Consider the following 20,709-nt stretch of genomic DNA (forward strand, 5'->3'; position numbering starts at 1 on the left):
ACAGGCATGCCAGCGGTATATCGCCTGCTACCTAAGACAAATAAATAATGCCTGAATAAAGGATTACGATTATGAGTATTGAACGCACTCAACCTCTACTGGCTATTGCGGCTTTACAGCAACGCAATTCCAATGAAGGTGTCCATAGCACTCGCAGGACCGTGGCTGTTGCAGAAAAAAGCGCCGATACGCAGGTTAAACTGAGCGAGGCACAGAAAAAACTGGTTCAGCCAAGTAGCCAAGACATTAATATCCAGAAAGTACAACAACTGAAAGAAGCGATAGCGAAAGGAACTCTGACCATGGATAGCGGCAAAATTGCTGATGCCCTAATCAGAGAAGCCCTTGAAAACTGATAATACCTCTCGTCTTTCAAGCTGTTTCTTTGTTGGCTGCACTCGCTCACCCCGGTCAGCATTTTTATGAATATACGGTTGCCTATGCTCCCGGGGGATTAACGAGAGGCTCAGTCTCTCATCGGAGGCCAGCCTTTGGCTGAACAAATTCGTTCCCGACGAATTTGTCGCTCCCTTGCTGCCACAATGCAACTTGAAATCCATTAGGTATACTTTCAGTGGTTGTTTAAAACAGATAAACCAGCAAAATCATAAAGGCCATAAATGGAAGAACTTCAACTGTTGCTTGAGCAGCAAAGCGCACATTTAAATTCGCTTTCGATAACGATGGCAGAAGAACAACGTATCCTGAGTGAAGGCTTTATTGAAGCGAATCATTTACATCGTGTGACAGAGCAAAAAACATTCTTACTCTCGGCACTGGATCATTCTGAGCGAAAACGCCAGCAATTAAATGAAACGCTAAAAGTAAGTGCCCCCTATGCCGATCATGAAATACTGGTTGTATTGTGGGATCAAATCAGCCAGACGGTTGAACGTATCCGTGATTTAAATGCCCATAACGGATTTCTGCTGGAACAGCATATTGATCAGAATAGTCAGGCAATCGCTTTTCTCAAGAGTCATCACAGCCCCTCTTTTTATGGTGCTGATGGTCAGGCTCGCCGTAATTCTGCATTATCAGGTCACAAAATCAGCGTTTGATTTTTAAAACCTTTTAATCCATGTGTTATATACAGACCTCTTAGTGTATCAATGGTGATAAGGGGTCTGTTTTTGCTTGTTAGCACCCTCTTCTTTCGGATTATCCCCCACGTTAACTTGATTCAATTGTCCCATTTTTTATCGCTATAAACATAGAATAACCTGTACCCCATAGATGATTACACAACTTCTAGTTTAGATTAAAAATCAAATAGCTGGAAAAATGAAAGAGTATAATAAGCTATTATCATTATTGTTGTGACAAAGAAAACACTGAGTTTTTTCTATAAAAAATAACAAAAACACCAATCAGGTACTATAATAAACAATAGATATTAAATTTCTTAAAAGTGCTGTTTTGCTCATTTCACTTTAAAAATTAATGCATTTATTAAACATTCTTATGTAGTATCTCTTTTAATATTATAGATAAAAATTAAGACAGGGATTTAAAATCCAAATTAATTAGACCGTCGCAATAAACCAAATAAAATAAAAACATTAGGAAAAATCCAAAGCATTAGATAATTAAATCCAAATACATTAATAAAAACAACATATCTACCACATTATAAAAATAAGAGAATATAATATGAAATATATTGTGCTAATTTTATCTTTATCAGTATCTTATGCTTATTCTTATGATCCCTCTGCCTACTCAAACCCTAATAGGCACGTCTGTTCTATAGCTTTAAACAATCAAATCTATAACCCATCTGATTTTTTTAATAATAATTTAAGATATAGAATAGCTGAAAATATAGGATCAGTGACAATTGCTATTCATAATGATGATGGAACAACAAGAAATATTGCTATCGAGGTTGCTCCATTAGTAAGAGATGCGGCAGATATGTGGAATCAACGCCTTATAGCAAGGAATAGCCCTATTCGTCTTACAGAAATACCTCAGGGCTCATCTAGTGATACTGATTTTCAAATTACCAGAGCGAATGATGCTCAACAGACAAGTTTGGGTTCAGATTTAGCTGAAACAACTTTAATTTTACCACCGGAAGTCCAAGGGCATATAACAAATCAAGTTTTTAATAGACCTGGAATAGTCCTAACTAATACATTCAATTATCCAAGAGAAACTTTCGACAACATTAGAAGAACGTTAAATGAACATTATTCAGAACACCACGTTGCAAAAATATTGGTTTACCATACCATAGCTCATGAGTTTGGACATGCTTTAGGTCTGACGCATCCTGGATTGCTTGAATTGGGGGAGCCGAATGAAAAAGAACGTCAAATACAATTAGATAGTTCAAACCCCGAGCACTTTTTTGCTGTAGCGATTACAGCAGAACTTGAACAGGGACAAGCAAATGCCAGAGTACCATTAATGACAGGTAATGATACCTATTTTCTCCGATTACGTAACCAATTAGGTAGGCAATTAGAATATAACGATATCGCCCCATCAGAATTAGAGCTAAACGCTATAGCAACAGAAAATGCATGTGGTGGTTCACCTTCATCTCAGTCTAAAATAAATATTACGGCCTCAGAAATTTGTAAAGAAAAACCCCGTATATTTTACCCTATAGCGCAGGCACTGATACCTGTTTATCAAGCACAGTTATTTAACTAACCTTAATTCCGTTTAAGCCATCACTGAAATATCGTTTTCTGTGTGGAAAACTTTTCAGTTTAAAATAAGATGATTTTATCCTCCCCTAATACAACGTTGTCTAATCGAATTCTATCAGCGATTAGCAGAAAGTTGAGATGAAACTGGGAAACACAAAATACTGGTCTAAATAGGCCCTGTTTAAAAGTCGATTAAACAGATAATTTGGTAAGATTTAAGCCCTGAACAATAATTTATAAAGATAAACTTCATGGTGGTAATTTATACTTACATCTCAGGATTCTAAAAACCATATCATAAACACTATGAGAGTTATACATAGGGATCTTCACAGTAAAGTGAATAATAAATGCACCAAATAATATTTTTACTCATTCAGTTTTTTTGTCAATTTCGTTACTGCAAGCTTAGCTTGAGTAAAATCCTTATCTTCGGCTAATGCCTTTTTATACCACTCAAGAGCCTGTTTCTCATCTTTTTCGACACCTAATCCATTTTGGTATAAATAGCCAATGTTAAACATTCCTATCTCATTTCCCCCGGTTGCAGATTTTAAATACCATTCCATTGCCTTGTTATAGTCTAATGATACACCTTTACCTCTTTGATATAAGAAACCTATATTATTTTGAGCCGTTGTGAATCCTTGCTCAGCTGATTTTTTATACCATTCCAGCGCTTTTTTATAATCTTGTGGTACAATTTCTCCTTCATCGTAAATCATACCCAAATTATTTTGAGCTCCGGGATTCCCCAATGTTGCAGCCTTCAGATACCATTCTAAAGCTTTTTGTTTATCTTGTTTTAACCCCAAACCTTCTTTGTACAAAAAACCTATATTATTCTGAGCATCTGAATGACCTTGATTGGCTGCTTTCAGATACCATGAAGCCCCAGTAGTATAGTTCAGAGATATGCCTCGCCCTTCAATGTAAAGGCTACCTAGATTAAACTGCGCTTCTGCATGCCCTTTTTTTGCAGCCTGATTATACCACTTCACAGCTTCGCTATAATCTTGCTGAATACCTACTCCTTTCTCATAGAACATGCCTATTTTATATTGAGCATCCAGATCCCCTTGTTTTGCTAATTTCAAACAAGCATTAAAAAAATATGATTCAATCTGACATGAATCAGAAGTAACAGTATTAGACCAAGCTACATTAAAAGATAATATAAAAATAATAATACAATTCACTAATAATATTTTCATATTTTCCCCATTTTTAATTTGCATATTTATCCAATAATTTCTCAATGGCTCTTACAAAATCCTGATCAGAAGAACTATTTTTATTATGTTCCGATAGCCTAAGTATATCACCAAATACATCTTCAAAAAAATGATAGCTTAAGGTCAGCCTGACTTTATCTAATCTCTCATATACTTTAGGGTGGTTTATTTTAAGCCTTCTTGCTGATTTAGACAGTTTCTCTATAATTCCATAATTGGATGCAAAAACAACAAAAATATTAGCACGTTTAATAATCCCAGCTCTCTTTCTAATAAAGAGTGGGTTTTTAGTAGCTACAAAATGTACTATACTATGCACAACAGCAGAAACAATAGCACTTCTGATGATGTTATTAGTTACCATATTAGAGGTAAGTTTAATTTTAACATCAATAACTGCGGTATTGATTTTTCCTTCTGTGAATTTCATTAGCTCTGTTGTTTTTTTATTCTCTTTTATCAAACCTTTTCCTAACAAAAGTATTGTTAGTAACTCTTTCCTTTGACCTGAGATATCATCCAAAATAGATGATAATATTACCTCTGCAGCTTCAGTTAAAAAACCATAGGGATCTAATGCTCTCGTTAATAAATAAATTGCTTCGGCATTTTCTTTCAATATTAGTGGATTAACTGAAATCCTTTTCTCCATAAGAGAACGAACCACTATATTACTTGGGTTATATTCAGAAATTGTATCACTTGTTCTATTAATGCCATGGTAAGTATTAACAAATAAATCCTCAGTACCTTTAACCCAAACGTTTTTTTCAAAAACCTCATCTGCAGACATAAGGTTCCCACATCTATCATAATAGATAGATTCATCTAATCCCGTATATTGTTTACCGCCACATGCTTTCCTGAGATCGGCCTGTTTTTTAAGTGCCTTTGTGATCCTTTTTATTACTAAAATTTTAGTTTCCAGTGCCTCCTCAACGCTTATAGGCTTATTATTCCGACAATACATCCATCCTTCATCATTTCCTGAGCAACTTTCCATAATTTCCCCTATTAGTATTTTTATACCAGACTCTGAATCCAAGAATAGTTTGATAAAACCCTACTACGAAAAAATAACAGGACAATACTAAAAACTACGATTCATAGTATAGTTTGTTATTGATTGAACTTTCAACAAATAATCAAGTAATAATCCGATAAAATGCTACATATGAATCAAATCATTAAAATAACTAAATGGTAAGGTACTTAATAAGTTTAATTTTGCAATATATATAATAACAAACGAAAATATTCCATATAAAACATTAACTGATAATCATGATTATGTGATTAACATCTAAAGTTGTAAGCATTATTATATAAACAATAGACAAAAAATATCATTTCTGATAAAAATAAATCTAGCGTAATATACTAAGGAAAAATTAAATGGCTAATTTAATTTATTTAACACTCAAAGGTGATAAGCAAGGATTGATTTCAGCAGGATGTTCATCCTTAGATTCAATAGGAAACAAATACCAGATAGGTAATGAAGATAAAATTTTTGTTATTGAATTTAATAGTTCAATTACCCGAGAGCAAAACGTAACACACCACCCTATCGACTTTATAAAACCTATTGATAAATCTTCTCCACTCATATTGATAGCAATTTCAAATAATGAAAAATTAACATTAGAATTTGAATTTTTCAGAACAACTCAAAATGGGTCGCAAGAAAAATATTATAGCATCCTAATTCAAGGAGCTTCTATTGTTGATTACTCTACCAGATACCCTCATAATATTAACCATGCAGGTGCTCAACCAGAGGAATACGTATCTGTAAACTATAATGATATTACATGCAGACACCATTCAGCTGGAACATCAGGTTATAGCATAAAAGAAGATCGTATTTATTAAAATAGATGATATAAAAGCGGATAAAAATATTTTTTATTCTTATACCTTTACTATTTTATATAAAACTCAAGGAAAGATCACCACCTCCTTAGGGGGTGGTTTAAGACTGACAATAAATGCCTCGCCATTGTATGGTACATTTATAAAAACAGAGTTATTCAGGTGAATTAATATAACGAATGACTTCTGCTGAAAGATGCGGCTCTAATTCCAGTATATATTTATACGTATCCAGTCGGGTATTACACTCTAAACTAGGTTTTTTGGCTGACTCCCTCGGATCTTCAACATAGTAATTTTCACCATATTTTTCGACTAATTTATCATTGATTTTTGATATTGCTTCCAAGACTTGTTCCACAGGCAACCTATCAATTTCAATGTTCTTTTCAATTGAATCAGCAATACTATTTAAATAATTTCTTTTAAATGGAAAATCTTTAAAATCCCTATTAAATCTAGATATATCAGGGGTGCCAATTACTCCAGGGTATAACATATTAAAACAATATAAACCTGTAGGATCGGAGTTTATAGTAGTACTGATAAAGTTAACTGTATGCTTACCAAATTCATTTGCAGCCTCATCAGAAGAAATTTTTAATAGCCGTCCTATATTATTATCAAACCATGCTCTGGTTAATGAAAATGCTTTTAATTCAATTTCTTTTTTAGTTATTTTACCTGGATCGTTAGATGCGGAAGAAATCATTTCATAAAACTCTTCAAATTTTTCTGGAGCAAGTTTATTGATCGCCTCAAAAATTGGATATGTCTCTAATATTTTCTCCTTTGTTGGGATATCATCTTTTTTTGATTTATCTTCTATAAAGCCATAACCTGCGATAAACACAACAGCCATAACAACAATGGCAATCACTAACTTTTTAATATCAATATCAGTTTTAAAACTTTCCATGTATTCCTCACCAATTTAAAACTAAAAATTATGAACATTACTCGCTAGCTCAATCTCGAAACCTACAGTGAAATACTATTAAAAACTCGGTTCTATTCACCAGAAGGATTTGGACAAAATTTAGAAATCACTGATAAAAAGATCAGGCGTCAGACACAGAAAATCATACCAAACACGGCATACTTATGCTTGTTGGATGTTATCTGCTGGCGCCAATCCTTCATTTATTGCAACTCAAATGGGGCATGTATCAGCTCAAATGGTTCATAACGTCTACGGTGCATGGATGAGCGAAAATAGCGATGACCAAATTAAGCTATTAAACGAAAAACTCACGATTGCACCATATATGCCCCAAACAATTAACGAGCATGAATCGCTAACTATAAGTCAAATAGATAAACCACTAAACCTGCATATTCATCACTTCGTGATACGCACTGACCAGCTTGTTTCTGACCTGAATACCCATTTGCAGTGAAATAGTGGCTTTCTGCATATTGACCATCACGTCATTCAGTTCCACGCCCGGTACACCCAGTGTGAAATCCTGTGCCTGTTTAGCTGCTTCTACGCGGGACAGATTTATTTTTTCTACCGCGGCGGTGAGCTGGCTGGCAAAGCCTCCTTTTACCGGCATAGGCTTGGCAATACTTGCTGCCTGTAATGCCTGCGCCTGCATCTGTTGCAATACACCTTCAATTGCCTGAATTGACATAAAAACCTCGTGTTAAATCACCCTATTGATTACGTGATTAAATGCCATATTAGCCGTGGGCTGGTTGGCAGTTTTTTCAGGCTGCCACCGTAACATAGCCCTTTCAAACTAAAGCGGGTAATTAACGTAAAAATTCGAAGCTTATTGTGCCATTAAAAGATGTGTGAACAGCGAATAATGACGGGATTAATTATATCTATTGTATTTAAGTTGCATCACGGCGGCAAATTAAGCAATTCCCGGTGACACAGATAACGATGTCACTGAGGCGGATGCAGTCAGCAAAGAGGCAATTTGTAATAAAATGAAAGGTATAGAGATAGTTTTTTCGCTTGCGTATGGGGAGTCTGTTTTGTTACGCCACGCTTTTAGTATTCATGTTGACCAGCAAGGCAAGGATCGTCTATGAGTGCAGCAACAACCGACGCTGAGAATCCACAGAAGGGTTTCAGCGCTATCATCAACAGGATAAAAGCTGATCCAAAAGTTCCATTATTAGTTGCTGGCTCTGCTGCCATCGCTATTATCGTCGCCCTTTTTCTCTGGTTGCGCAGCCCTGATTATCGGGTGCTTTACAGCAATCTGAGTGATAAGGATGGCGGCGAGATCGTTACACAATTAACTCAAATGAATGTCCCTTACCGGTTTGCCGAAAACGGCGCCGCCATCATGATACCTACTGATAAGGTGCATGAAATCAGGCTGAAACTGGCACAACAGGGCTTACCAAAAGGTGGCGCTGCGGGTTTTGAGTTATTGGATAAAGAAAAATTTGGTATCAGCCAGTTCAGTGAACAGGTTAATTACCAACGTGCGCTGGAAGGCGAGTTGGCGCGCACTATCGAGTCTCTCGGCCCGGTGCAAAGTGCCCGCGTTCATCTGGCATTGCCAAAGCCTTCCCTGTTTGTCCGTGAGCAAAAATCACCTTCTGCTTCCGTAACAGTCGGGTTGTTGCAGGGCCGTGCTCTGGATGAAGGGCAAATCAACGCCATTGTCCATATGGTTTCAAGCAGTGTGGCCGGATTGCCACCAAGCAATGTCACTATTGTGGATCAGGCCGGACGCCTGCTGACTCAATCCGATGCCAACGGGCGGGATTTGAATACCACCCAGTTGAAGTACATACAGGAAGTCGAAAACCGCTTCCAGCATCGCATTGAAACCATTCTGGCACCTGTTGTCGGTCGTGGCAATGTTCATGCTCAGGTCACCGCGCAAGTCGATTTCTCCCGCCGTGAAGAAACTGCGGAAGAGTATAAGCCTAACCAGCCACCGAATCAGGCAGCCGTCCGTTCTAAACAGACCAGTGCCAGCGAACAAAGTGGCGGACCATTGGTAGGTGGTGTTCCGGGAGCGCTGTCGAATCAGCCAAGTGCCGCACCAAGTGCGCCAATTGAGAAACCAAAAGGTAATGGTGACGACAAATCTGCTCAGGGGCGCAATGGCAATAACAGCTATGAGCGCATGATCAGTAATAACCGCAATAATCGTCATGATGAAACCATCAACTATGAAGTGGATCGCACTATCCGCCATACCCAGTTACAGGCTGGCGGCGTGGAGCGTCTCTCTGTTGCGGTTGTGGTCAACTATGCCACTGTTCAGGGCGAGAATGGCCCGGAAACTCAGGCGCTGACACCAGAGCAGTTATCCCAGATTGAGTCACTGACCCGTGAGGCAATGGGCTTTTCTGCCGACCGTGGCGACAGCCTGAACGTCGTCAACACACCGTTCAATAATACCGCCGAAGTGATAGAAACGCTGCCGTTCTGGCAACACCCTGTCCTGCTGGAGAAATTATTGGAGCTGGGCCGTTGGTTGCTGTTAGCACTGGTTGCATGGCTGCTGTGGCGCAAGATGATCGTGCCGCAAATTGCCAGAAAACGTGCTGCGGAAAAAGCCGCACTGGAAGCGCAGAAGAAACAGAATAAGCCTGCGACTGAATCCAATGCTGAAATGGATGAAAAAGTGCGCCGTCAGTTGGCTCGCCAGCGTGTCAATGCTGAGATTCAAAGCCAGCGTATCCGTGAACTTGCGGAAAAAGATCCTCGCGTAGTTGCGCTGGTGATCCGCCAATGGATGAGTAACGAACAATGAGTCTGACCGGAACAGAAAAAAGCGCCATTATGTTAATGACTCTGGGAGAAGATCAGGCGGCTGAGGTGTTCAAGCACCTGAACTCCCGGGAAGTACAACAATTAAGTATTGCAATGGCGGGGATGAAACAAGTCTCCAACCAGCAGCTGGCTGAAGTCATGGCCCAGTTTGAGGAAGATGCTGAGCAGTACGCAGCTCTCAGCATCAATGCCAACGACTATCTGCGCAGTGTACTGGTGAAAGCACTGGGCGAAGAGCGGGCTTCCAGCCTGCTCGAGGATATCCTTGAATCACGCGATACCACAACCGGCATCGAAACACTCAACTTCATGGAGCCGCAGGCAGCGGCTGACATGATCCGCGATGAACATCCGCAGATCATTGCCACGATTCTGGTTCACCTGAACCGTGGTCAGGCCGCAGATATTCTCGCCATGTTTGATGATCGTCTGCGTAATGACGTCATGCTGCGTATTGCCACCTTTGGTGGTGTTCAGCCAGCCGCACTGGCCGAGCTGACCGAAGTTCTGAACAACCTGCTGGATGGTCAGAATCTGAAACGCAGCAAAATGGGTGGTATTCGTACTGCGGCTGAAATTATCAACCTGATGAAGAGCCAGCAGGAAGAGAGCGTTATCGATGCTGTCCGTACCTATGACGGCGAACTGGCACAGAAAATCATCGATGAAATGTTCTTGTTCGAAAACCTTATCGGCGTGGACGACCGCAGTATCCAGCGTCTGTTGCAGGAAGTTACTACCGATTCGCTGTTGGTTGCATTGAAAGGCTGCGATCAGGCACTGCGCGATCACTTCCTCAACAATATGTCGCAGCGTGCTGCTGAAATTATGCGTGATGACCTGGCAACCCGCGGTCCGGTTCGTATGTCTCAGGTGGAAGCTGAACAGAAAGCCATTCTGCTTGTAGTTCGTCGTCTGGCCGAAAACGGGGAAATGATCCTGAATGGTGGTGATGATACCTATGTCTGATAATTCGAATAATGGAAACTGGCAGCGATGGCTGCCGGGTGAATTGACTCCGTGGGAAACATTACAAGCGAAACTGGAATCATCGGATGATATACAGGAGCTTACCGAACAGGAGCGCTTGCAGGAGCAGGCCAGAATACTCGACGAACTGAAAGAACAAGCGCGTCAGGCTGGTCACGAGCAAGGTGTTGCTGAAGGTCATGCCCGTGGATATGAGCAGGGTGTTGAAGAAGGCCGGAAAGCCGGCTTTGAACAGGGACTCAAGGAAGCCGGGGAACAACAGCAGGTTGTTATTGAGCAGTGGAAAGATCTGCTGAGTGATTTCAGTCATTCACTGGATGGTCTGGATACGGTTGTTGCATCACGCCTGATGCAGCTTTCTCTGACGGCCGCGCAACATATTCTCGGCCAACCGGCGGTGTGTGACGGCACTGCCCTGCTGAACCAAATCCGTGAATTTATTCAGCAGGAACCCATGTTCAGTGGCAAGACTCAATTGCGTGTTCATCCGCAAAATATCCCACTGGTTGAGCAACAACTGGGCGAGATATTGGCTCTGCATGGCTGGCGTCTGGTTGCAGATAATAAACTGCATCCGGGAGGCTGTAAGGTCAGCGCTGATGAAGGTGATCTGGATGCCAGTCTGGCTACGCGCTGGCATGAGATGTGCCGTCTGGCGGTATCAGGAGAACTGTGATGACTGCGAGACTTGGGCGCTGGCTGGCGACATTAGATTGCATGGAAAAACGTCTGGAGAAAACGCCGAAAGTACGTCGTTACGGACGTCTGACCCGCGCCACGGGTCTGGTACTTGAAGCCACAGGTTTACATCTGCCACTGGGAGCAACCTGCCTTATTGAACGGCAAAATGGTAATACTCTTGAAGAAGTCGAAAGTGAAGTGGTCGGCTTTAATGGTGAAAAATTGCTGTTAATGCCTTTGGAAGAACTTGAAGGCATTGTGCCGGGTGCCCGTGTCTATGCACGTGCTTATGGTGAAGAAGCGAGTGGCGGGCGGCGTTTACCTCTGGGGCCGGAATTACTCGGCAGGGTGCTGGATGGTGCAGGTCGCCCTCTCGATGGTTTACCTGCCCCGGATACCGGATATCGCGCCCCCCTGACCACACCACCCATCAATCCCCTGCAACGTACTCCCATCAGCGATGTACTGGATGTGGGTGTACGTGCCATTAATGCTCTGCTAACCGTCGGGCGTGGACAACGAATGGGGTTATTTGCCGGTTCTGGTGTCGGTAAAAGTGTGCTCCTTGGCATGATGGCCCGTTATACGCAGGCAGACGTTATTGTAGTCGGCCTGATTGGTGAACGTGGCCGGGAAGTTAAAGATTTCATCGAAAATATTTTAGGTGAAGAAGGACGAGCCCGTTCCGTGGTTGTTGCGGCACCTGCTGACGTTTCGCCACTACTGCGAATGCAGGGAGCTTCCTATGCAACCCGTATAGCAGAAGATTTCCGTGATCGCGGGAAGCATGTGTTGCTGATTATGGATTCTCTTACCCGTTACAGCATGGCGCAACGTGAAATTGCACTGGCTATTGGTGAACCACCGGCAACTAAGGGTTATCCCCCTTCTGTGTTCGCGAAATTACCGGCGTTGGTAGAACGGGCGGGTAATGGTGTCAGTGATGGCGGTTCAATAACCGCATTTTATACTGTCCTGACCGAAGGTGATGACCAGCAAGACCCGATTGCTGATTCAGCACGAGCTATTCTGGACGGTCATATTGTCCTGTCCCGTGCCTTGGCTGAATCCGGGCATTATCCGGCTATCGATATTGAAGCATCAATCAGCCGTGCCATGACATCGCTGATTGATAATACCCATTATCGACGGGTGCAACATTTTAAACAGCTGCTTTCCAGCTACCAGCGCAACCGGGATCTGATTAATGTCGGTGCTTACGCTGCCGGCAGTGATCCTTTGCTGGACAGGGCAATTGAGTTGTATCCGCATATGGCTCAGTTCCTGCATCAAAGCATTGAGGAACGCAGTGAATACGATGCAGCATGTGCCCAACTGCAACAGTTATTACCAAGTTAAGAACGCAACTTAACTATACCCAATGGATTTCGGGTTTGCATTGCGGCAGCAAGGGAATGACAAATTCGTCAGAAACGAATTTGTCCAGCCAGAAGCAGCCTGAAAGACGAAAGGTATAAAACGCTGAGGATAGACATGCAACAACACTCCCCTCTTGTGACTTTGCGCGAACTTGCTCAGGACGCAGCGGAAAAAGCCGCGACCCAACTGGCACAGATACGACAAAGCCATCAGCAAATGGAGCAACAACTCACGGCGTTAATGAGTTATCAGGATGAATATCGTACACGTTTGAACGACACACTAAGCAGCGGCATGTCCAGCTCGACCTGGCAGAATTACCAGCAGTTTATGAAAACACTGGAAATGGCAATCGAGCAACACAGATTACAGCTCAACCAATGGAAAAAACGGCTTGAGCAGGCTATGTCGCAGTGGCAGGAAAAACAGCAGCGTCTGAACGCGTTTGATACGCTGCAACAACGGGCAGAACATAGTTTGAAGTTACACCAGAATCGCATGGAGCAAAAACAAATGGATGAGTACGCACAACGTGGTGCACAACGGAGAATGAAACAATGAATCTCACTCTTTTGCCTACTGATTTAACCCTTGAAAAAAGTGTGGGGAAAAATCAGCAAGCACTGAACTCCTCTCAGGGCAGTAACGCCTCTAAAGAGCAGGTGACTGAATTCGGCCAGTTTCTCAGTGCAGAACAAAAAACCGCTGTTCAGACCGCTAAAAATCGCGCAGATGGCAGCAATAGCGAATCTGGAGAGAAACGTTCCACTGATAACCGGGACGAAGAAAAATTATCTTCTTCACTGACTGTCGCTGGTCAGGTCGCCAGACTGGATCAATCTTCTGTTTCAGGCGCTTTTGCATCCGACAATGATGCAGAATTCACCTTATCCGAAGAGGATGATCTTCTGTCTGCTGAAATGTTAATCAATGCGATGCCTATTCAGCTGGCAGGATTAATCAACCATCGTCCGACCGGCGAGGGTTCAGAAAGCTCAGATGATTTACTGAGTACTGAAAATAGTCTTGAAGATACATTATCCGACAGGAAACTCTCTGGTAAAAAGACTAAAGCCGATATGACGTTGATGGCAACAGATCCGGCTGAAGAAAATGATTTGGATAGCGATATCCGTTCTTTTACCCCACAGCATACAGCCTCAGCCACAAACCGTGCGGCTCTGGCAACAGCTACCGGAAAAGTAAAAGCCACGGCTAACAGCACTGAGCAAAATTCAGAATCATCAGTTAGCGGAAAAGGCGATATCGGGAAGACGTTTCTATCAACACAAGGAGCAACAGCACTGGCTTCAGCTGCTGTAGAAACGTCCTCTTCAAATACACTACACAATCTGTTCAGTGCTCCCCTACTCGCTACAGGCCATCAGGCTAACGGACAGATCCAGCTGAATAATGCTCCCGCACCTTTACTGAGCGCTCACCTCGGCAGTGAAGAGTGGCAGCAGCAACTCAATCAGCAGGTACTGTTTTTTAACCGGAACGGGCTGCAACAGGCAGAATTACGCTTACATCCACAGGAGCTGGGCGCACTGCATATCCGCATGAATGTTGAAGATAATCAGGCACAGTTGCATTTTGTTTCTGCACATCAACATGTTCGTGCTGCTTTGGAAGCCGCTCTGCCTAACCTTCGCCACTCACTGGCGGAAAACGGCATTCAGTTGGCTGAAAGCAGTGTGGGCAGTGATACATCAGGAAACTGGCAACAGGAACAGGCCGCTGATCCTCAACAGCATGCCAATACCGGTAGCCATACTGAAAATCACAGAGCACTGGCAGCAACACAGGCACCGGCAACTCATGAATCCACAATCCGGCTAACCCCTCAGCAACTGGCTTCAAGCCGGGGAGGCGTTGATATTTTCGCCTGATTATCTGCCTGATTTCATCATTTGCTATCAGAACACTGCAAAAAAATGAAACAGAGCCGATAACAAACGAGTGAGTTAATGGTTTTTTCCGCGCTTTTTCCTGCCATTGCCGGAACAAAGACGCGGGATAATTGATGTTGAATTTGTTGGATAAGGAACTCCGCCACGGAATGCGCGGTGCCTTACTCCACTACAGAAAACAGGAATTTGTCTGTCCATGTCTGATTATAGCTACGAGCGTAAGCGCACAAAAACAATTTGGATGATACTGCTAATACTGATTGCCGTATTGAGTACCGCCATCGGAGGATATAGCTGGTGGACAATGAAGCAATCCGGCAATAACAGTACAGAAAAAGCCAAAATCATAAGTACTCCGGTATTCATGACACTGGAACCTTTTACCGTCAATCTGATAGACAACGAAGATCATTTTGATCGCGTTTTGTATGTCGGCGTGACGCTGCGTCTGTCTGATGAAATAACTCGTCAGCGCTTCCATGATTACCTTCCTGAAGTTCGTAGCCGTATGCTGCTGTTACTATCCCGCCAGAGATCAACTGATCTGGCAAAAGATGACGGCAAAGTACGTTTAGTGGAAGACATTAAACAGACACTGAGCCCAACACTGATCCCCGGTGAACCTGATCAAGAGATCACCGATGTGTTGTTTACTACGTTTATTCTGCGATAATCACGATGAGTGACAATATTCTTTCACAGGCAGAGATCGATGCTCTGCTCAATGGTGACAGTGCTGCTGCGGATGACGTAGAACAAACTACGTCATCAGTGGAAAGTGAGGTTCGTCCTTACGATCCGCATACACAGCGCCGTGTTGTACGCGAGCGTTTGCAGTCACTGGAAATCATCAATGAACGCTTTGCCCGCCAATTCAGGATGGGGCTGTTTAACATGCTGCGCCGCAGTCCGGATATTACGGTCGGTGCCATTAAGATCCAGCCTTATCATGACTTTGCCCGCAATCTGGCCGTGCCGACCAACCTCAATCTGGTTCACCTGAAACCGTTGAGAGGAACCGCACTGTTCGCTTTTGACCCCAGTCTGGTTTATATCGCCGTTGATAACCTGTTTGGCGGTGACGGACGCTTCCCGACTAAAGTGGAAGGCCGTGAATTCACCTATACCGAACAGCGGATCATCAATCGGATGCTGAAACTGGCACTGGATGCCTATCGTGACGCATGGGATTCCATTTTTAAGATTGACGTGGAATATGTGCGCTCTGAGATGCAGGTGAAATTCACCAATATTACGACGTCTCCTAACGATATCGTGGTCACCACGCCATTTACAGTGGAGATTGGTGACCTGTACGGGGAATTCAACATCTGTATTCCATTCGCCATGATTGAACCTCTGCGTGAACTGCTGACGAATCCTCCGGTGGAAAATGTACGGCAGGAAGACGGGCAGTGGCGTGACATTCTGGTGAAACAGGTTCAGAACTCCGAACTGGAACTGGTGGCAAATTTTGCTGATATCCCTCTGCGGTTGTCAAAAATTCTCCAGTTAAAACGCGGAGATGTTTTGCCGATTGAAAAACCTGAACGTCTGATCGTTCACGTTGATGGTGTGCCGGTGCTCACCAGCCAATATGGAACACTCAACGGGCAGTATGCCCTGCGCGTTGAACACCTGATTAACCCTGTTTTAAATGCTCTGGATGAGGAAAAGCCCAATGAGTGATGCTAAACAACCCGCAGATACCAGCTTGACTGAAGACTTGTGGGCAGAGGCGCTGGAACAACAGGCTGCACAGCTTGCCTCTGACAGCGGCTCGTCAATTTTTGAAAGCCTTGAACCGCAGGATGCGCTTTCCCAGCTTTCTGATATTGACCTGATTATGGATATTCCCGTTAAGCTCTCTGTTGAGCTGGGACGCACCAAAATGACTATCAAACAACTGCTGAAACTTTCTCAGGGTTCTGTTGTTTCACTTGATGGTCTGGCTGGTGAGCCACTGGATATCCTGATCAACGGCTATTTGATTGCACAAGGAGAAGTGGTCGTCGTATCTGATAAATACGGTATCCGTATTACGGATATCATTACCCCTTCTGAGCGCATGCGTCGCCTGAGTCGTTAACCATGATGGCGAACCAGCCTTCTCTTCATACTTCTTTCCAAAGTGGTGCGGCATCAGATGCCGCACCAATTGGTACAGCAGTAACACATACCCCTCCCCTTTCGGCCGGTCAGACACTGATGCAGGTCAGTAGTGCTCTGGGCGGGATCTTGTTACTGATATTTTTCATAACTTGGTTTATCCGCCGTCTGGGGCTTGCTCCTGCTAAAAATAAAAATCACCGGTTACTCAACATAAAAGCCAGTTGTTCACTTGGGGCAAAAGAGCGGGTTGTCGTGGTTGAAATCGAGGATAGCTGGCTGGTACTGGGTGTCACACCTCAACAGGTCACTATGCTACATCAGTTGCCTGTACCACCTGATGACACGGAAAAGGAAACCGTGCTCAAAACACTTCCTTTCGGTCAGTTATTAAAAAATAAGCTTCAGCGAAAAACCAGAAACGACAGGGACGGCGATGAAAAATAGAGTTTTCCTTATGATAGGCAATCAAATAAAAAGCCGGAAATTCGCCGCACATATTTCTCCGGCGCGTCTGGCAGCTGTGTTTATGGCGCTCTTACTGCCTCTGTTTCCCATGAATGCAGCCGCAGAGTTACCGGGCATCATCAGCCAGCCACTGGCAAATGGCGGCCAAAGCTGGTCATTGCCGGTTCAGACTCTGATTTTCATTACTGCACTGGGATTTATTCCCGCTGCACTGCTGATGATGACCAGTTTTACCCGCATCATCATTGTACTGGGATTACTGCGTAATGCACTGGGAACACCTTCTGCCCCACCGAATCAGGTAATGCTGGGCTTAGCGTTATTTATGACTTTTTTCATTATGGCCCCGGTATTCGATAAGGTTTATCAGGATGCCTATCTGCCTTTCAGTGAAGATAAAATCACGCTGGAAACGGCACTGGAAAAAGGTTCTCATCCTGTACGCCAGTTTATGCTGCGTCAGACCCGGGAAAACGATCTGGCACTGTTTGCCCGTTTGGCGAATCAGGAAGCATTTGAAACTGCCGATTCTGTCCCGATGCGGATTCTGGTTCCGGCTTTCATTACCAGCGAACTGAAAACGGCGTTTCAGATTGGTTTTACGCTTTTCATTCCTTTCCTGATCATCGATTTGGTTGTTGCCAGTGTTCTGATGGCTCTGGGGATGATGATGGTTCCTCCCGCCACAATATCGTTGCCATTCAAACTGATGCTATTTGTTCTGGTGGATGGCTGGCAGTTATTGCTTGGTTCGTTGGCGCAAAGTTTTTACGTCTAACAGAACTTTTCTTAAAAAGATCGAAAACGGTTTGAAAAATTATGACTCCAGAATCGGTAATGGCACTTGGTGTTGAAGCAATGAAAGTCGCATTGGCGCTGGCCGCGCCATTGCTTTTATCTGCTTTGATATGTGGTTTAGTGATCAGTCTGTTGCAGGCAGCGACGCAGATAAACGAAATGACGTTGTCGTTTATTCCTAAAATTCTGGCCGTTGTTGTCACAATTATCGTTGCCGGCCCGTGGATGCTCAATCTGTTGCTGGATTACATGCGCACACTTTTCAGCAGTATTCCTACGATTATTGGTTAATCATGATCCCGTTTGACAGTGAAACACTTTCCCGCCTCGTCAGTGATTTTTTCTGGCCACTGGCGCGCCTTCTGGCCTTGTTCAGCATCGCCCCGATTTTCAGCGAAAAGCAGATGCCGATAAAAGTCCGAATCGGGCTGGCATTAGTGATCACTGCCCTGCTGGTTCCTACTATTCCCTCTCCCCAAATTCCGATCTTTTCCGTTGCCGGAATTTGGGTTCTGATCCAGCAAGTGCTGATTGGCGTTGCTCTGGGGTTAACTATCCAGATTGCCTTTGCTGTGGTGCGTCATGCCGGTGAAGTTCTGGGGTTACAGATGGGGCTATCTTTCGCCACATTTTTTGATCCGACCGGTGGCCCGAATATGCCAATCTTAGCGCGTATTCTGAATATGCTGATGATGCTGCTGTTTCTGGCTTTTGACGGGCACTTATGGATATTATCCATTCTGGCTGATACCTTCTATTCCATCCCTATTCAGACTACCCAGTTAAATTCAAAAAGTTTTCTGTTACTGGCGCAGAGTGCCAGCCTGATATTTATCAATGGCATGATGCTGGCAATGCCACTCATTACTTTATTGTTAGTTCTGAACTTCTCGTTAGGTATGCTGAACCGCATGACGCCTCAACTTTCCGTGTTCGTAGTTGGCTTTCCCCTGACGCTGACAGTCGGCATTTTCACCCTCTCCCTGCTGTTCCCGATGCTGGTACCATTTACAGAACGGTTATTCAGTGAAATGTTCGATCGTCTGGCAGTGATTATTAATTATATGGTGCTGTAAAGAGCACCATTTTTATAAAAATATACAGTTATCTATGCTTGCCGCCACGATGCAGCTTGAAATCTATTGGGAATATGCTGTTTACTGACATTTAAATCAATCCTAATAAATACTCTCATAGCAAGTAGCAGAAAACTCTCTCCTTATAAGTTAAAAAACATAAATCAATAAGCATTGTCTATTTGTTTCGTGTTTATTTCCCATTGAATTCATTATGCTAATTTTTCATTTTTAATAAGACTATAAATATGAGAAAAGTAATGAATAACGATGCGAAACCCTTAATAAAAAATCCGTTTTTTATATTAAGTAGCACATGTTTTTTCAGACATTACAATTCTCCATTAATCATAAACAAAAGGAGATTGTAAGTGATTGAAAGAATCGTCGTAAAAAAATATGTTGGATTAACTGGTATATGTATCGCAAGTTTTCTCGGGTGTATAGATCTCACCGTTGTGAATACTATTCTTCCTGCAATTGGGCGTGAATTCAATACGCCATTAAGGGAAACACAGTGGATTACCTCAATATTCATGATCGCACTTTCCGCTTTTATGGTTCCGGTTGGAACGTTAGCTGATAGTCAGGGGCGTAAAAAGATATTGATTTTGGGGTTAATTCTATTTGGAGTGGCATCATTATTTGTTGGCCTCGCAACAAATATCACCACAATCACTATTTTTAGATTTATTCAAGGGATAGGGTGTGCAATTCTCTATACTGTTTCTGGTGCTATTATTTCCTACTTATTCAATCAGGATGAGCAAGGTAAAGCGCTTGGTATTTTATTTGGTATTAACGGACTTGGTCTGGCGATAGGGCCTATTATCGGAGGGCTGTTTGCAGGTATTGTAGACTGGCGTTACGCTTTTTTGATAAATATTCCATTTATTATTGCCAGCACTATTCTATGTATCTGGTCCGTACCCGAATATAAAACAAGTCAGATAAAAAAACTGGATATTCCCGGTTGTATTTTCCTGATCATTTTTCTAATGAGTTTAGTCAGTTATTTCTCTTTGAATGGAAATTCACTACAACAATGGAGTTTATTATCTATTGCAGTAATATCTCTGGTTATTTTTATATGGCATGAATTAAAAACACCAAATCCCATCGTGGAATTTCATTTTTTCCGTAATATGCATTTTATTTCAGCATTACTTGCTACGTTTTTCCTTGCTTTCTTTTACTGCATCGTTCTGCTGACATTACCTATGTTTTTCGCTGGGCCGCTGGGAAAAAATGATATTGAAATCGGGTTGTTCCTGTTACCCGCGACAATCATGTTCGCCCTAACCTCCCTCTGGATAGGAAATCACAGTGAAAAATTTGGCCCATCCCGCGTTATTTTAGCTGGCTTACTATTATTTGTCGTTGCTGCAATTTTGCTTGCGTTTGCATCAACTCAGGTAAATGCCTGGTGGTTTATTGCTCCATTAATGCTATTTGGCATGGGATGGGGGTCAATCCTTGGGCCATCGACACTTATTGCACTGAGCGCCTTACCTCGTGAACAAGCAGCCATTGCTATGGGAACCTCATGGACTCTCCATAATGTTGGAGGAGCCTGCGGTATCGCTTTTGCTGTATTTTTATTAGCCCGTTTTGATGCTTTAGCTCAAGGCTATCAGGTTCTGATGTTACTTTTAGCTGGGCTTGCCTTGGTCTCAACCCTCATCTGCTATTCTCTGAATCGAAAATAACTTCTGGGGCTCGCTTTGCCCGAGCCTCACTCATCACAGTACCTACACTTAAAATTAA

The 20,709-nt window shown here is 42.9% G+C and carries 22 protein-coding genes and 1 pseudogene; 19 read left to right on the forward strand and 4 right to left on the reverse strand.

The features are described 5' to 3' along the window. Positions 1-71: 71 nt before the first annotated feature. From flgM to Xsto_RS10845, 3 genes are all read left to right on the forward strand, one after another. Entirely contained in the window at positions 72-356 is a 285-nt protein-coding gene (flgM, locus tag Xsto_RS10835; RefSeq protein WP_099109738.1) for a flagellar biosynthesis anti-sigma factor FlgM, read from the forward strand. 264 nt (positions 357-620) lie between these two features. Continuing rightward, the gene (locus Xsto_RS10840) at positions 621-1,061 is read left to right on the forward strand and encodes a flagella synthesis protein FlgN (RefSeq protein ID WP_099109737.1); all 441 of its coding nucleotides are present in this window, start codon (positions 621-623) and stop codon (positions 1,059-1,061) included. Between the two features lie 592 nt (positions 1,062-1,653). Beyond that, positions 1,654-2,664, forward strand: coding sequence for a zinc metalloprotease (locus tag Xsto_RS10845; RefSeq protein ID WP_099125065.1), 1,011 nt, complete (start codon positions 1,654-1,656; stop codon positions 2,662-2,664). 367 nt (positions 2,665-3,031) lie between these two features. Here the strand turns inward: Xsto_RS10845 and Xsto_RS10850 are convergent, their stop codons facing one another. Both Xsto_RS10850 and Xsto_RS10855 read right to left on the reverse strand, forming a co-directional pair. Beyond that, positions 3,032-3,901: a tetratricopeptide repeat protein gene (locus Xsto_RS10850; protein ID WP_099125066.1), complete on the reverse strand. Its 870-nt coding sequence runs from the start codon at positions 3,899-3,901 to the stop codon at positions 3,032-3,034. Next, positions 3,891-4,901, reverse strand: a complete 1,011-nt coding sequence (locus Xsto_RS10855; RefSeq protein WP_099125067.1) for a hypothetical protein — start codon at positions 4,899-4,901, stop codon at positions 3,891-3,893. The genes Xsto_RS10850 and Xsto_RS10855 overlap by 11 nt, the downstream gene beginning before the upstream one ends. Positions 4,902-5,293: 392 nt before the next feature. On the opposite strand from Xsto_RS10855, the gene Xsto_RS10860 reads away from it, so the two are divergent. After that, positions 5,294-5,773, forward strand: a complete 480-nt coding sequence (locus tag Xsto_RS10860; protein WP_099125068.1) for an Hcp family type VI secretion system effector — start codon at positions 5,294-5,296, stop codon at positions 5,771-5,773. A gap of 154 nt (positions 5,774-5,927) precedes the next feature. Here the strand turns inward: Xsto_RS10860 and Xsto_RS10865 are convergent, their stop codons facing one another. Then, entirely contained in the window at positions 5,928-6,692 is a 765-nt protein-coding gene (locus tag Xsto_RS10865; RefSeq protein WP_099125069.1) for a hypothetical protein, read from the reverse strand. A gap of 127 nt (positions 6,693-6,819) precedes the next feature. Between Xsto_RS10865 and Xsto_RS22155 the strand changes: the two are divergent. Next, a pseudogene (locus Xsto_RS22155) lies at positions 6,820-7,053 on the forward strand (tyrosine-type recombinase/integrase); the annotation flags it as partial. 45 nt (positions 7,054-7,098) lie between these two features. Here Xsto_RS22155 and fliE read toward each other — a convergent pair. Beyond that, positions 7,099-7,410 (reverse strand): flagellar hook-basal body complex protein FliE, encoded by a 312-nt coding sequence (fliE, locus tag Xsto_RS10875; protein WP_099109735.1) that lies wholly within the window; start codon positions 7,408-7,410, stop codon positions 7,099-7,101. Positions 7,411-7,815: 405 nt separating this feature from the next. Between fliE and fliF the strand changes: the two genes are divergently transcribed. The 14 genes from fliF (at position 7,816) to Xsto_RS10945 (ending at position 20,651) form a co-directional block, all read left to right on the forward strand. Further along, positions 7,816-9,507, forward strand: coding sequence for a flagellar basal-body MS-ring/collar protein FliF (gene fliF / locus Xsto_RS10880; RefSeq protein WP_099125071.1), 1,692 nt, complete (start codon positions 7,816-7,818; stop codon positions 9,505-9,507). Continuing rightward, positions 9,504-10,496 (forward strand): flagellar motor switch protein FliG, encoded by a 993-nt coding sequence (gene fliG, locus Xsto_RS10885; protein ID WP_099109733.1) that lies wholly within the window; start codon positions 9,504-9,506, stop codon positions 10,494-10,496. The genes fliF and fliG overlap by 4 nt, the downstream gene beginning before the upstream one ends. After that, the gene (fliH, locus tag Xsto_RS10890; protein WP_099125072.1) at positions 10,489-11,193 is read left to right on the forward strand and encodes a flagellar assembly protein FliH; all 705 of its coding nucleotides are present in this window, start codon (positions 10,489-10,491) and stop codon (positions 11,191-11,193) included. Before fliG ends, fliH begins: the two co-directional genes overlap by 8 nt. Beyond that, positions 11,193-12,557 (forward strand): flagellar protein export ATPase FliI, encoded by a 1,365-nt coding sequence (gene fliI, locus Xsto_RS10895; protein ID WP_099125073.1) that lies wholly within the window; start codon positions 11,193-11,195, stop codon positions 12,555-12,557. The genes fliH and fliI overlap by 1 nt, the downstream gene beginning before the upstream one ends. 135 nt (positions 12,558-12,692) lie before the next feature. Next, the gene (fliJ, locus tag Xsto_RS10900) at positions 12,693-13,139 is read left to right on the forward strand and encodes a flagellar export protein FliJ (RefSeq protein WP_086956259.1); all 447 of its coding nucleotides are present in this window, start codon (positions 12,693-12,695) and stop codon (positions 13,137-13,139) included. Then, positions 13,136-14,470: a flagellar hook-length control protein FliK gene (locus Xsto_RS10905; protein ID WP_099125074.1), complete on the forward strand. Its 1,335-nt coding sequence runs from the start codon at positions 13,136-13,138 to the stop codon at positions 14,468-14,470. The genes fliJ and Xsto_RS10905 overlap by 4 nt, the downstream gene beginning before the upstream one ends. Positions 14,471-14,687: 217 nt before the next feature. Further along, on the forward strand, positions 14,688-15,164 hold the full coding sequence (gene fliL / locus Xsto_RS10910) for a flagellar basal body-associated protein FliL (protein WP_099109729.1): 477 nt from the start codon (positions 14,688-14,690) through the stop codon (positions 15,162-15,164). Between the two features lie 5 nt (positions 15,165-15,169). After that, a complete protein-coding gene (gene fliM / locus Xsto_RS10915) occupies positions 15,170-16,180 on the forward strand; it encodes a flagellar motor switch protein FliM (protein WP_099109728.1) in 1,011 nt (336 codons plus the stop codon). Beyond that, positions 16,173-16,580 (forward strand): flagellar motor switch protein FliN, encoded by a 408-nt coding sequence (fliN, locus tag Xsto_RS10920; RefSeq protein WP_099109727.1) that lies wholly within the window; start codon positions 16,173-16,175, stop codon positions 16,578-16,580. The genes fliM and fliN overlap by 8 nt, the downstream gene beginning before the upstream one ends. A gap of 2 nt (positions 16,581-16,582) precedes the next feature. After that, positions 16,583-17,047, forward strand: coding sequence for a flagellar biosynthetic protein FliO (gene fliO, locus Xsto_RS10925; protein WP_099109726.1), 465 nt, complete (start codon positions 16,583-16,585; stop codon positions 17,045-17,047). Positions 17,048-17,129: 82 nt separating this feature from the next. Then, positions 17,130-17,846 (forward strand): flagellar type III secretion system pore protein FliP, encoded by a 717-nt coding sequence (gene fliP, locus Xsto_RS10930; RefSeq protein ID WP_099120618.1) that lies wholly within the window; start codon positions 17,130-17,132, stop codon positions 17,844-17,846. Between the two features lie 41 nt (positions 17,847-17,887). Beyond that, entirely contained in the window at positions 17,888-18,157 is a 270-nt protein-coding gene (fliQ, locus tag Xsto_RS10935; RefSeq protein WP_099109725.1) for a flagellar biosynthesis protein FliQ, read from the forward strand. Positions 18,158-18,159: 2 nt separating this feature from the next. Continuing rightward, positions 18,160-18,942: a flagellar biosynthetic protein FliR gene (gene fliR / locus Xsto_RS10940; protein ID WP_099109724.1), complete on the forward strand. Its 783-nt coding sequence runs from the start codon at positions 18,160-18,162 to the stop codon at positions 18,940-18,942. A gap of 371 nt (positions 18,943-19,313) precedes the next feature. Continuing rightward, complete coding sequence (locus Xsto_RS10945) at positions 19,314-20,651, forward strand: MFS transporter (RefSeq protein WP_099125075.1); 1,338 nt, start codon at positions 19,314-19,316, stop codon at positions 20,649-20,651. Positions 20,652-20,709 lie beyond the last annotated feature (58 nt).

This window comes from Xenorhabdus stockiae (assembly GCF_002632825.1).
In the GTDB taxonomy this organism is placed as follows: Bacteria; Pseudomonadota; Gammaproteobacteria; order Enterobacterales; family Enterobacteriaceae; genus Xenorhabdus; species Xenorhabdus stockiae.

Bases quoted from the DNA above. Each gene is read 5' to 3' on its own strand.
- flgM (WP_099109738.1), top strand. From the start codon at position 72: ATGAGTATTGAACGCACTCAACCTCTACTGGCTATTGCGGCTTTACAG.
- Xsto_RS10840 (WP_099109737.1), top strand. From the start codon at position 621: ATGGAAGAACTTCAACTGTTGCTTGAGCAGCAAAGCGCACATTTAAAT.
- Xsto_RS10845 (WP_099125065.1), top strand. From the start codon at position 1,654: ATGAAATATATTGTGCTAATTTTATCTTTATCAGTATCTTATGCTTAT.
- Xsto_RS10850 (WP_099125066.1), bottom strand. From the start codon at position 3,901: ATGCAAATTAAAAATGGGGAAAATATGAAAATATTATTAGTGAATTGT.
- Xsto_RS10855 (WP_099125067.1), bottom strand. From the start codon at position 4,901: ATGGAAAGTTGCTCAGGAAATGATGAAGGATGGATGTATTGTCGGAAT.
- Xsto_RS10860 (WP_099125068.1), top strand. From the start codon at position 5,294: ATGGCTAATTTAATTTATTTAACACTCAAAGGTGATAAGCAAGGATTG.
- Xsto_RS10865 (WP_099125069.1), bottom strand. From the start codon at position 6,692: ATGGAAAGTTTTAAAACTGATATTGATATTAAAAAGTTAGTGATTGCC.
- fliE (WP_099109735.1), bottom strand. From the start codon at position 7,410: ATGTCAATTCAGGCAATTGAAGGTGTATTGCAACAGATGCAGGCGCAG.
- fliF (WP_099125071.1), top strand. From the start codon at position 7,816: ATGAGTGCAGCAACAACCGACGCTGAGAATCCACAGAAGGGTTTCAGC.
- fliG (WP_099109733.1), top strand. From the start codon at position 9,504: ATGAGTCTGACCGGAACAGAAAAAAGCGCCATTATGTTAATGACTCTG.
- fliH (WP_099125072.1), top strand. From the start codon at position 10,489: ATGTCTGATAATTCGAATAATGGAAACTGGCAGCGATGGCTGCCGGGT.
- fliI (WP_099125073.1), top strand. From the start codon at position 11,193: ATGACTGCGAGACTTGGGCGCTGGCTGGCGACATTAGATTGCATGGAA.
- fliJ (WP_086956259.1), top strand. From the start codon at position 12,693: ATGCAACAACACTCCCCTCTTGTGACTTTGCGCGAACTTGCTCAGGAC.
- Xsto_RS10905 (WP_099125074.1), top strand. From the start codon at position 13,136: ATGAATCTCACTCTTTTGCCTACTGATTTAACCCTTGAAAAAAGTGTG.
- fliL (WP_099109729.1), top strand. From the start codon at position 14,688: ATGTCTGATTATAGCTACGAGCGTAAGCGCACAAAAACAATTTGGATG.
- fliM (WP_099109728.1), top strand. From the start codon at position 15,170: ATGAGTGACAATATTCTTTCACAGGCAGAGATCGATGCTCTGCTCAAT.
- fliN (WP_099109727.1), top strand. From the start codon at position 16,173: ATGAGTGATGCTAAACAACCCGCAGATACCAGCTTGACTGAAGACTTG.
- fliO (WP_099109726.1), top strand. From the start codon at position 16,583: ATGATGGCGAACCAGCCTTCTCTTCATACTTCTTTCCAAAGTGGTGCG.
- fliP (WP_099120618.1), top strand. From the start codon at position 17,130: ATGGCGCTCTTACTGCCTCTGTTTCCCATGAATGCAGCCGCAGAGTTA.
- fliQ (WP_099109725.1), top strand. From the start codon at position 17,888: ATGACTCCAGAATCGGTAATGGCACTTGGTGTTGAAGCAATGAAAGTC.
- fliR (WP_099109724.1), top strand. From the start codon at position 18,160: ATGATCCCGTTTGACAGTGAAACACTTTCCCGCCTCGTCAGTGATTTT.